Source organism: Marinihelvus fidelis, assembly GCF_008725655.1.
GTDB lineage: Bacteria > Pseudomonadota > Gammaproteobacteria > Xanthomonadales > SZUA-36 > Marinihelvus > Marinihelvus fidelis.
On record NZ_VYXP01000005.1, the window covers coordinates 289205 to 300601 of the forward strand.

The 11397-nt window shown below is 60.4% G+C and carries 9 protein-coding genes; 4 read left to right on the forward strand and 5 right to left on the reverse strand.

The annotated features are described in order from the left end of the window. Positions 1 to 6: 6 nt before the first annotated feature. The 4 genes from dnaA to gyrB all read left to right on the forward strand — a co-directional run bounded on the left by dnaA (position 7) and on the right by gyrB (position 6317). Positions 7 to 1320 (forward strand): chromosomal replication initiator protein DnaA, encoded by a 1314-nt coding sequence (dnaA, locus tag F3N42_RS09240; protein ID WP_150864141.1) that lies wholly within the window; start codon positions 7 to 9, stop codon positions 1318 to 1320. A gap of 235 nt (positions 1321 to 1555) precedes the next feature. After that, entirely contained in the window at positions 1556 to 2656 is a 1101-nt protein-coding gene (dnaN, locus tag F3N42_RS09245; protein ID WP_150864142.1) for a DNA polymerase III subunit beta, read from the forward strand. Between the two features lie 53 nt (positions 2657 to 2709). Then, positions 2710 to 3786: a DNA replication/repair protein RecF gene (recF, locus tag F3N42_RS09250; protein WP_150864143.1), complete on the forward strand. Its 1077-nt coding sequence runs from the start codon at positions 2710 to 2712 to the stop codon at positions 3784 to 3786. A 137-nt stretch (positions 3787 to 3923) separates the two neighbouring features. After that, positions 3924 to 6317: a DNA topoisomerase (ATP-hydrolyzing) subunit B gene (gene gyrB / locus F3N42_RS09255; RefSeq protein WP_150864144.1), complete on the forward strand. Its 2394-nt coding sequence runs from the start codon at positions 3924 to 3926 to the stop codon at positions 6315 to 6317. A gap of 51 nt (positions 6318 to 6368) precedes the next feature. Here the strand turns inward: gyrB and F3N42_RS09260 are convergent, their stop codons facing one another. From F3N42_RS09260 to F3N42_RS09280, 5 genes are all read right to left on the reverse strand, one after another. Next, positions 6369 to 6839, reverse strand: coding sequence for a hypothetical protein (locus tag F3N42_RS09260; protein ID WP_150864145.1), 471 nt, complete (start codon positions 6837 to 6839; stop codon positions 6369 to 6371). Further along, positions 6839 to 8926 (reverse strand): glycine--tRNA ligase subunit beta, encoded by a 2088-nt coding sequence (gene glyS / locus F3N42_RS09265; RefSeq protein WP_150864146.1) that lies wholly within the window; start codon positions 8924 to 8926, stop codon positions 6839 to 6841. The genes F3N42_RS09260 and glyS overlap by 1 nt, the downstream gene beginning before the upstream one ends. Further along, the gene (glyQ, locus tag F3N42_RS09270; RefSeq protein WP_150864147.1) at positions 8926 to 9813 is read right to left on the reverse strand and encodes a glycine--tRNA ligase subunit alpha; all 888 of its coding nucleotides are present in this window, start codon (positions 9811 to 9813) and stop codon (positions 8926 to 8928) included. The genes glyS and glyQ overlap by 1 nt, the downstream gene beginning before the upstream one ends. Before the next feature lie 86 nt (positions 9814 to 9899). After that, on the reverse strand, positions 9900 to 10349 hold the full coding sequence (locus F3N42_RS09275; protein WP_150864148.1) for an NfeD family protein: 450 nt from the start codon (positions 10347 to 10349) through the stop codon (positions 9900 to 9902). A 1-nt stretch (position 10350) separates the two neighbouring features. Beyond that, positions 10351 to 11295, reverse strand: a complete 945-nt coding sequence (locus F3N42_RS09280) for an SPFH domain-containing protein (protein WP_150864149.1) — start codon at positions 11293 to 11295, stop codon at positions 10351 to 10353. Positions 11296 to 11397: the final 102 nt, after the last annotated feature.

Genomic DNA, 11397 nt, shown 5'->3' on the forward strand with positions numbered 1-11397 from the left:
TAGGGTATGTCACAGACGATCTGGCAACGTTGTATCGAACACCTGGAACGCGAACTGCCCGCGGAAGACATCAACACCTGGATTCGGCCCCTGCAGGCCGTCAGCGACAGAAGCCAGACCCGGCTACTGGCCCCGAATGCCTACGTTCGCGACCACATTTCACTGCACTACCTGGAACGGATCCGGGACATTTTCGAACACCTGGGCGAGTCACGTGAATCTGCAGTGGTCGAAATTGGCCTGCCGGGGCGAAAGGCCGAAGAACCGGCCAGGGGTGCCCGCCAGCGGCCGGTCGTCAAGTCCAACCTGGACACACGCTACCGGTTTGAGAATTTCGTACGTGGTAAATCCAACGAACTCGGCTACGCGGCGGCCCAGCAGGTCGCCAAGAAGCCCGGCAGCGCGGCATACAACCCCCTGCTGCTGTACGGGGGCACCGGCCTGGGCAAAACGCACCTGCTGCACGCCGCCGGTAACCTGATCCGCGAGCAGAATTCGGACGCCAAGGTGCTGTACCTGCATTCTGAGCGTTTCGTCAGCGAGATGATCCAGTCATTGCGCCAGGGTTCGATCGACGACTTCAAGAACCATTACCGCTCCGCCGACGCGCTGTTGATTGACGACATCCAGTTTTTCGCCGGCAAGGAACGCACGCAGGAAGAATTCTTCCATACATTCAATGCGTTACTCGAAAGCAAGCAACAGATCATCCTGACCTGTGACCGTTACCCGAAGGAAGTCCAGGGCCTGGAGAACCGCCTGCGATCCAGGTTTGGCTGGGGCCTGACGGTGGCCATCGAGCCGCCCGATTTCGAAACACGGGCCGCCATTCTGCTGAACAAGGCCCAGGAGCGAGGCATCCAGCTGGATGAAACCATCGCCGCACTGATCGCCAAGCGCATGCGTTCCAATGTCCGTGACCTGGAAGGCGCACTGAATACGCTGATCGCCAACTCGCGCTTTACCGGTCGCCAGATCACCGAGAGCTTTACCCGCGAGGTGCTGCGCGACCTGCTGACCGTACATGAGCGGCTGATCACGATCGAGAATATCCAGAAAACGGTCAGCGAGTACTACAAGCTACGGGTCACCGACATGCTGTCGAAGCGGCGGACCCGGGCCATTGCCAGGCCACGCCAGATGGCCATGGCACTGTCGAAAGAACTGACCGAGCACAGCCTTCCGGAAATTGGCGAGGCATTTGGTGGCCGCGACCATACCACCGTGCTGCATGCCTGTCGTAAAATCGAAGAGCTTTGCGATACGGATGGCCGGATTCGCGAAGACAAGGCACGGCTGTTAAGGACATTGACCACCTGATGTGGGTAAATGGACTCACAAACCTGTTGAATGCCTGTGTATAAGTACGGGATGAATTCGGGGCGAGGAAAAGCCCACATGTTATACACAGGGTCCAGTGCATAATGTGCACAGGACAAAACAACCCATGTTGTTGATATAAAACGATTAAACAGGGTTGTTTCGATGTCCACAGGACTTATTACTATTACATTGATTTAAATAAAACAGAACAACCATCATTTAGGGACCGGACATGAAGTTCAAAATCCAGCGCGAAGTTTTCCTGCAACCCCTGATCCAGGTCGTCGGTGTCGTCGAGCGTCGGCAGACACTGCCCGTGCTGGCGAATTTCCTGTTGGTCGCAAAAGACGGAACCCTGTCTTTGACCGGTACCGACATGGAAGTCGAGTTGGTCAGCACCGTATCGGCGGACGTGGAAACCGAGGGTGAAATCACCGTACCGGCCCGCAAGCTGGTCGATATCGTCAAGGCCTTACCGGACGGCGCAACCATTTCGCTGTCGGTATCGGATGACCGTGCCACGCTTCAGGCCGGTCGTAGCCGCTATATCCTGTCGACACTGCCCGCGGCCGATTTCCCGGCCACGGACGACGTGGCGTCTGTTCAGGATGTGTCACTACCCGAGTTTGAGCTTAAGACATTGCTCGATCGCACGTCATTCGCAATGGCCAACCAGGATGTCCGTTACTACCTGAACGGGCTGTTACTTGATTTCAAGGGTGGACGCATCCGTACCGTGGCCACCGACGGTCACCGCCTGGCGGTCTGTGATTACGATGGCGATGTGCCGGTCGAAGGCGATCGCCAGGTGATCGTACCGCGCAAGGGTGTGCTCGAATTGGCACGTATGCTCTCGGATTCAAAGGAAAACGTGGTGCTTTCCCTGGGTCGGAATCATGTCCGCCTGGTCAATGGCAACACCCGCTTTACATCAAAACTCATCGATGGCCGTTTCCCGGATTACGAGATGGTCATCCCGGCCGGTGCAGACAAGCAGATCAAGGTGGATCGGGGTGTGTTCATGCAGGCACTGCAGCGCGCGTCGATTCTCTCCAACGAGAAATATCGTGGCGTCCGCATCGAGGCCTCGGACAACTCGGTCAAGATCCTCGCACACAACCCGCAGCACGAAGAAGCCGTTGAAGTCATCGAGGCCGAAATGAACTTCGATTCGCTGGCGGTGGGTTTCAATGTCAACTACCTGCTTGACGCATTGACGGCGCTGACATCCGAGGACGTCTCGATGGAATTGAAGGACGCCAACAGCAGCTGCCTGGTGGCCGCGCCCGAGTCTGACTTGAACCGTCACGTCGTTATGCCGCTCAAGCTCTGATGTAAGGGCTCACCGGCCCGTTCCTCTTCCGGGACGGGCCAGTACCAGCCAAAGTGCTGATTCAACGACTTAAAATCGATAACCTCAGGGTTATCGAGCAATCAGACACAACGCCGGGTACAGGTCTTAATCTATTTACGGGCCACAATGGCGCCGGCAAAACCACGTTGTTGGAGGCCCTGGCCATCCTGGCCAGGGGCCGTAGCTTCCGTTCCGGCTCAGTGAGCGCCCAGATCGGCGGAGTCACAGACCACTACACGCTTTTGGTCGATATCGAACGCGCTTCAGGGCAGACGCATCGGCTTGGATTGTCACGAAGTCGTTCTGGCTGGAAAGCCCGTTGTGATGGGCGCGACATCACGCAGTTGACCGAATTGTCGGCCTTGCTACCCGTTATTTCGATGCATCCGGAGAATTACTCCCTGGTGAGTGGCCCGCCCGAAGGACGGCGACGCTATCTCGATTGGGGCGTGTTTCACGTGAAACATGGGTTTCTCGACGACTGGCGTCGGTATTCCAGGGCGTTGTCCCAACGCAACGCGGCGATTCGCCAGGGTGCCAGCGCTGCCGTAGTCGATAGCCTGACGCCGGAACTGGTGTCGCATGGAAACAGGCTGGATGAAGTACGAAGGGATGAAACAGAACGCCTGTCGCAGCGGTTGAAGATGATTCTTCCGGAACTCAGCGGTACGTTGGGTGAAATCGAGATTGCCTATCATCCAGGATGGTCCGCCACAGATTTCGAGTCGGCGCTCGTTGATGCGCTGCAGACTGACCGCGAGCGTGGCTGGACTTCGGTTGGCCCACATCGCGCAGAGTTGGTGTTCCGCACGGATGGCCGTCTTGCGCGGGATCGCCTCTCCAGGGGTGAACAGAAACTACTGTATGTGGCTCTGAATATCGCCCAGGCCGGACGATTGGCGGAAACCGGTGAGATACCGGTGATGCTGATCGACGACCTGGCTTCAGAGTTTGACGAAGATCATCTCGATCGCGTGCTGGACTATTGCCTTGCGATGGGCGGCCAGCTTTGGGTTACGGGCACATCGACCCAGGGTTTCTCGGAGCAGCGGCTGGAAAAAGCCAGCGTGTTTCACGTGAAACACGGGGTGGTCAGCGCGGCGACATAGCGGCGGTGTTTCACGTGAAACACCGCCTTTGAAAACCAACGAAGACGGTTGTAAATCAACCCTTTGGACCCAATTGAGTGGTATAATGGCGCGATTCAGAAAGCGCTCAAACCGCTCCAGCCAGGACCAGCTTCTACATGTCAAATAAAGAATACGATTCCTCGAATATCAAGGTGCTCAAGGGCCTGGACGCAGTAAGAAAGCGCCCGGGCATGTACATCGGCGATACCGATGACGGCACCGGCCTGCACCACATGATCTTCGAGGTCGTCGATAACTCCGTCGACGAAGCCCTGGCCGGACATTGCGATCGCATCAACGTGGTCATTCATGAAGATGGCTCGGTCAGCGTCAGCGACAACGGCCGCGGTATCCCGGTGGATATTCACAAGGAAGAAGGCCGCTCCGCAGCCGAAGTGATCATGACGGTGCTGCACGCCGGCGGTAAGTTTGATGACAACTCCTACAAGGTCTCGGGCGGTCTGCACGGCGTGGGCGTGTCGGTGGTTAATGCCCTGTCAGAAACCCTGGAGCTGACCATTCACCGAAATGGCGAGATCTGGAAGCAAAACTACACCATGGGTGTGCCGGATGCCCCGCTCGCGTCTGTTGGCAAGAGCGATGAGTCTGGTACCGAGATCCGGTTCCTGCCCAGTGGAGAGATCTTTTCCGATACGGTCTTCCACTACGACATTCTCGCTAAACGGTTGAGAGAGCTAAGTTTTCTCAATCGTGGTGTATGTATTAACCTGACCGATAACCGCAGCGGACAGAGCGACAAATTCGAGTACGAGGGCGGTATTCGCTCTTTCGTCGAGCACCTGGCGCGCAAGAAACAGGCCCTGCACCCGACAGTCATGCATTTTGCCTCTGAGAACGGTGACATTGGCGTGGAAGTGGCGCTGCAGTGGACCGATGCCTACCAGGAGTCGGTGTTCTGCTTCACCAACAACATTCCCCAGCGCGATGGCGGTGCTCACCTGGCGGGTTTCCGTGCCGCGATGACTCGCACGATTAACCAGTACATTGAAGAGAGCGGCGTCGCCAAGAAGAACAAGGTCTCGATGACCGGTGACGACGCGCGCGAGGGCCTGATTGCCGTGTTGTCTGTAAAGGCGCCGGACCCGAAATTCTCCTCGCAGACCAAGGACAAGCTGGTTTCTTCGGAAATCAAGCCGGTGGTCGAGTCACTGGTTGCGCGTGAGCTCAGGGACTTCCTGCTGGAAAACCCGCAGGAAGCGAAAACGATCACCGCGAAGGTGGTCGATGCCGCCCGTGCCCGTGAAGCGGCGCGCAAGGCACGCGAAATGACACGGCGCAAGGGTGTGCTGGACGTCGCGGGCTTGCCGGGTAAGTTGGCGGATTGCCAGGAAAAAGACCCGGCGTTGTCTGAACTTTTCATCGTGGAGGGTGACTCCGCGGGCGGTTCGGCCAAGCAGGGCCGTAATCGCAAATTCCAGGCCATCTTGCCGCTGAAGGGCAAAATCCTGAACGTGGAAAAGGCGCGTTTCGATCGCATGCTGGGGTCTGCCGAGGTCGGTACACTGATTACCGCGCTGGGCTGCGGTATCGGCCGGGATGAATTTGATCCGGACAAGTTGCGCTACCACCGCGTCATCATCATGACGGACGCCGACGTCGACGGTTCGCATATCCGTACCCTGCTGCTGACGTTCTTCTACCGGCAAATGCCGGAATTGATCGAACGCGGCCATATCTACATCGGCCAGCCGCCGCTGTACAAGATCAAGAAGGGCAAGCAGGAGCATTACCTGAAGGACGACAACGAGCTCAACGAATACCTGCTGGCCCGCGCGCTGGATAACGCGTCACTGGCTTTTGATCCGGATGCGCCGGTGCTGCAGGGTGAGGCCCTGGAAAACCTGGTGCGTGACTACATGGCCGCGCAGATTGCTATCGAGCGTTTGTCGCGCCGCTATGACAAGGCATTTTTGAATCAACTGATTGATTATAAACGTTTTATTCCAGATTCTCCGGCGTCTGATCTGAACGCATGGTGTGCAGAGATCGAATCCCGCCTGAATGCCGGCACGCCGCCCAGCGTCAGCTACACGGTGAGCCTGGACGAAGGCGGTGATGTCATCGTCGACCGTTCGACGCATGGTGTCATCGAGCAGCAACGGGTCAGGAGAGAGTTCTTCCTGTCACCGGACTATCGCCTGATCGGCCGGGTCGCCGAAACCCTGGATGGCTTTGTCCAGGAAGGCGCGGAAGTGCGTCGCGGTAAACAGTCCGAACCGGTTGAACGGTTCAGCCAGGCATTTGACTGGTTGATGGCCGAAGGCCGTAAAGGCCAGTCGGTTCAGCGATTCAAGGGCCTGGGTGAAATGAACCCGGAACAGTTGTGGGATACCACGGTGAACCCGGAAACCCGCCGCCTGTTGCAGGTCACGATCGAGGATGCGGTGTCCGCCGACGAGATTTTCTCGACGCTGATGGGTGACGAAGTCGAACCGCGGCGTGATTTCATCGAAAGTAATGCGCTGGAGGCGTCTAACCTGGACGTCTGAGGCCGGCGGCCCGACGCTCGCGGTACCGCCGCGGGCGTCGAACCACTCCGGTCACTCGAGCGTGGTGATGGTTTTCGCCAGCACGTCCACGGCGGAATCGCCGCGCGGCACTTCCCGGGTCTCGATACCCAGCCCATCCGCGGCTTTCAGGAACGGCGCACTGTTACTGACCAGCAGGGTCTGTTTCGCACTAACACCAAAGCGGCGCATGATGTCCTCGAGCGCGCCGCGACGGTTACGGTCCTGCGTGAACAGCGAACGGGGCACGTAGTAAACCCCGTCCAGGTCTCCACCACATTCCTGGATTCCCTTTTGCAGCCGCGACTGTGCGGTCAGTACGTGATCCACTCGCCCCCGGGTGGGCAGCCATTTGTCGGGCTCGGGTGCCGTCAGCAGTAAGTGGCAACCCTTGCGGGTCAGGTTGGCCAGGGCGCGAAATATGCCGGATTCCAGCGGCGAGTGCTCGGCCAGCAGCAGGACATCGCGGCTGATCACAAGCAACTGGTAGCCCTTGCGCCCCATCAGTCGGCCTGGGCGAAGTCCGCAACGCCGTCAAACAGCGTCTTCAAAGCGTGAAGCTGGGCGAGGCGGTTGGCACGGATCCCGGCATCGTCATCCATCACCATGACCTTGTCGAAATAGGCATCGACGGGCTCACGCAGCTCGGCCAACCGGGTCAGCACGGCGGCATAACCGCCGCTCGCCAGCTGTTCAGGCAAGGCAGAGGATGCGGAAGATACGGCGTCGAAAAGGCACCCTTCTTCTTCCAAAACGAATCGATCGGGGTCGATATCGCCATAATCCGACAATTCGGCCTGCTTCAGGATGTTTCCAATGCGTTTATTGGCGGCGACCAGGCTTTCGGCTGCAGGCTGCGCCATGAAACCGATGACCGCGTCCAGGCGGGCGCGCAGGTCAGGCAAGTTCGTCACCGGCGCCGCCAGTACCGCGTTCATCTGCCGTGTCGTCGCGCCCTGCTCGATCCACAGGTGCTTCAGGCGTTCGAGGATAAAACCGCGGACTTCCGCCAGCTGCTGGTCGGATATCTCGATCTGCCCCAGCAGGGCGTCGCGGCTGTATGCCAGCAGTTCATCCAGGTCGATGGCCAGTTCACCCTCGGTCAGCAGCCGGATGACGCCCAGCGCGGCGCGCCGGAGTGCGAAGGGATCCTTGCTGCCAGTCGGCTTCATGCCGGTCGCGAAAATGCCCACCAGGGTATCGAGCCGGTCCGCCAGCGCCACGGCCCTGGCTGTTTCACCGGTTGGGAGGTCGTCGCCGGCGTAGCGGGGCCTGTAATGCGCCTCTACGGCATCGACAACCGCCGGGTCTTCGCCTTCGGCGCGGGCGTAGTGGCCGCCCATGATGCCCTGGAGCTCCGGAAACTCGCCGACCATCTGGGTGACGAGATCACATTTGCTCAGCAGTGCGGCGCGCTCGGCCAGGGCTGCGTCTGAACCGGAAAATGACGCGATCTTGCTGGCTACTGACGCGATCCGTCTGACTTTGTCGCCAATCGAGCCGAGTTTTTCCTGGAACACGATTCGATCGAGCGCCTCCAGGCGATCGCCCAATGGGGTCTTCAGGTCCTGCTCCCAGAAAAAGCGTGCATCGGCCAGGCGAGGACGAACGACCCGCTCATAGCCGGCGACCATTTCCGCGGGATCTGCGCTGTCCAGGTTGGCCATAACCACGAAGGCGGGCGTCAATTCACCGTCCTCGCTGGCCAGCACCGGGAAGAATTTCTGGTGTGACTCCATGCTGGCAATCAGGGCCTCGGGCGGTACCGCCAGGAAGTCTTCCTCGAAGCGACCGACCACGGCGACCGGCCATTCGACCAGGTTGCAGACCTCGTCCAGCAGCGCGTCGGTCACGCGGGTCCAGCCACCCTGCGCCTGGCCAACGGCCTGCGCGGATTCACTGATCCGTGAACGACGCACCCGGTGATCACCGATCACGAAGGCGCTTTCGAGTATATCCAGCCAGTCCGCCGGTGACCCAACCGAATGCGGCCCCGGTGAATGGATGCGATGGCCGCGCGTCAGGCGACCAGCTGCGCAGCCGTACAGTTCGCCATCGATCACGTTTTCACCATGCAGCACCACCAGCCAGTGAACCGGCCGTACGAAACTGAACTCATGATCCGACCAGCGCATGGGCTTGGGAACCGGCAGCTTGTCCAGCGACTGCTGGAGAATCGGGAACAGCAGCGCCGACAGCGGCTCACCCGGGATATCCAGCGTGCAGGCCAGCCATTCACCCTTGTCCGTGGCGAGACGGTCGAGTTGGTCGACCTCCAGGCCTACCGAGGCGGCGAAACCCGTGGCCGCCCGTGTCGGTTGGCCCTCGGTATCGAAGGCCGCCTGCACCGACGGTCCGCGCCGTTCGACCCGGCGATCCGGCTGGCGCGCCTCGACCAAAGCGAGCCGCAAGGCCATGCGCCGCGGCGTGAAGTAATAGGTGCTGGCGTTGGCATCGAAGCCAACCCCGGCGTCGTCCAGGCCGGCGCAGACACCATCAAAAAAAGCCCGGGCCAGCGTAGCCAGCGCCTTTGGCGGCAGCTCTTCGCAGCCCAGTTCGACCAGCAGGTCCGCGGTATTGGATTCGGTCATCACTTTGCGCCCTCCAGGCCCGGGAACCCAAGGGCCTCGCGGCTTTCGTAATAGGCCTTGGCCACCCGACGGGCCACATCGCGCACACGCAGGATGTAGCGTTGGCGTTCGGTCACCGAGATGGCCTTGCGCGCGTCCAGCAGGTTGAAGGTATGCGATGCCTTCAGCACCTGCTCGTAAGCCGGTAGCGGCAGGCCCAGCTCGACCAGGCGGCGAGCCTCGGATTCGCAGGTGTCGAACCACTTGAACAGGGCCGGCACATCGGCCTCTTCGAAGTTGTAGCGCGACTGCTCGACCTCGTTCTGGTGAAACACCTCGCCGTAGGTGACCTTGCGGCCGCCACTTTCGGTCCAGACCAGGTCGTAGACGTTGTCGACGCCCTGCAGGTACATGGCCAGGCGCTCCGAGCCATAGGTGATTTCACCCATGACCGGTTTGCACTCCAGCCCGCCGACCTGCTGGAAGTACGTGAACTGCGTGACCTCCATGCCGTTCAGCCAGACTTCCCAGCCCAGGCCCCAGGCCCCCAGCGTAGGAGATTCCCAGTTGTCTTCGACGAAGCGGATATCGTGAACCTTCGGGTCGATGCCGATGGCGTCCAGCGAACCCAGGTAAAGCTCCTGGATGTCATCCGGGGAGGGTTTCATCACCACCTGCACCTGGTAGTAGTGCTGCAGGCGGTTGGGGTTCTCACCGTAGCGGCCGTCCGTGGGCCGTCGGGACGGCTGGACGTAGACCGAGCGCCACGGCTCGGGACCGATGGCGCGAAGGAAGGTGGCGGGGTGAAAGGTCCCTGCCCCCACCTCGAGATCCAGTGGCTGGATGTGGACACAGCCCTGGTCCGCCCAATAGCCGATCAGGCGGGAAATGAAGTCCTGGAATGTCATACCTGCGGATGCGCTGCCGTAAACCGGCGATTATACCGTGGATGCCGGTGTTCCAACGCACCCGCAGGCGCCAGGGGATGGACCCGTCAGCCCGGCGTCGAGACGATAAACACCACGCCGTCGACGTCATCCACCCGGACCGTGGCTCCGGCCGGCAGGTCTGGGCCCTTCACGCGCCAGGTGGAATCATCCACGGTGACCTTGCCCACGCCGTTGACGATGGGGGCTTCCAGCGTAAACGTGCGACCCACGTACTGGTGGCCACGGCGGTTCAGGTTGGGCTGGTCGCTGGATGGCGGGTGGGTCTCGCGATACTTGCGCCAGGCCACGACCGCCGCCAGCGACAGGATCGCGAACATCACCAACTGGGTCTCCAGTGAAATGCCCGGGAACACCAGCACGATCAGCCCGGTGGCCGCCGCGGCGATACCCAGCCACAGGAAAAAGAACGCCGGCATGGTCAGTTCGATGATTAGCAGCACACCGGCCAGGATCCACCAGTGCCAGAACACCACGGGGTCAAGCCAGTCGCCCATCTCAGGACCCTCCGCGAGCGCCGCCCGAAGGCTTGTCGTTGAACGCCGCCTTGGCGACCTCGGTGATGCCGGCCAGTGAGCCCAGCACGCCGGTGGTTTCCATCGGCAGCAGCAGCGTCTTCTGGTTCGGGCTGATTGCGAAGTCTTTCAGCGCTTCGACGTACTTCTGTGCGACGAAGTAGTTGATCGCCTGGATATCACCGCTGGCAATGGCCTCGGAGACCATCTTCGTGGCGTTGGCCTCGGCCTCGGCCAGGCGTTCGCGGGCGTCGGCGTCGCGGTAGGCGGCCTCCTTGCGGCCGTCGGCGTCCAGGATCGCGGCCTGCTTCTCGCCCTCGGCGCGCAGGATCTCGGACTGGCGGTGGCCCTCGGCCTCCAGCACCGTGGCGCGCTTCTCGCGCTCGGCCTTCATCTGCCGGGCCATGGCGTCGACCAGGTCCATCGGCGGGCTGATGTCCTTGATCTCGATACGCGTGACCTTCACGCCCCAGGGGGTCGTGGCCTCGTCGACCACGGCCAGCAGGCGCGCGTTGATGTCATCACGCCGTGACAGCGCTTCGTCCAGGTCCAGAGAACCCAGCACGGTACGGATATTGGTCATCGTCAGGTTCAGGATGGCGTGCTCCAGGCGGAACACCTCGTAGGCCGCCTTGGCCGCATCGAGCACCTGGAAGAACACCACGCCATCGACCGTCATCATGGCGTTGTCCTTGGAAATCACTTCCTGGGAGGGCACGTCCAGCACGCGCTCCATCATGTTGACCTTGTGGCCGATGCGGTTGATGAACGGCACGATCAACGAAAACCCGGGATTCAGCGTGCGGCTGTACTTGCCGAAACGCTCCAGCGTGTACTCGTAGCCCTGGCGAACGATGACCACCGCCTTGCGGATGATGACGAACACCAGGAAAACAATGACCACGGCCCAGATAAAACTGCTGCTCATAGACTCCTCCTTATGTCTGACCCCTGGCGTGGAAGGGCTTCCGCGCCAACCCTGTGCGATACTTGCGCCCGACCCGTACAACAGCCCGGACCCTCGCAGACA

Coding starts and splice junctions, on each gene's coding strand:
- gyrB (WP_150864144.1), top strand. CDS start 3,924: ATGTCAAATAAAGAATACGATTCCTCGAATATCAAGGTGCTCAAGGGC.
- F3N42_RS09260 (WP_150864145.1), bottom strand. CDS start 6,839: ATGGGGCGCAAGGGCTACCAGTTGCTTGTGATCAGCCGCGATGTCCTG.
- dnaN (WP_150864142.1), top strand. CDS start 1,556: ATGAAGTTCAAAATCCAGCGCGAAGTTTTCCTGCAACCCCTGATCCAG.
- F3N42_RS09280 (WP_150864149.1), bottom strand. CDS start 11,295: ATGAGCAGCAGTTTTATCTGGGCCGTGGTCATTGTTTTCCTGGTGTTC.
- glyQ (WP_150864147.1), bottom strand. CDS start 9,813: ATGACATTCCAGGACTTCATTTCCCGCCTGATCGGCTATTGGGCGGAC.
- dnaA (WP_150864141.1), top strand. CDS start 7: ATGTCACAGACGATCTGGCAACGTTGTATCGAACACCTGGAACGCGAA.
- F3N42_RS09275 (WP_150864148.1), bottom strand. CDS start 10,349: ATGGGCGACTGGCTTGACCCCGTGGTGTTCTGGCACTGGTGGATCCTG.
- glyS (WP_150864146.1), bottom strand. CDS start 8,926: ATGACCGAATCCAATACCGCGGACCTGCTGGTCGAACTGGGCTGCGAA.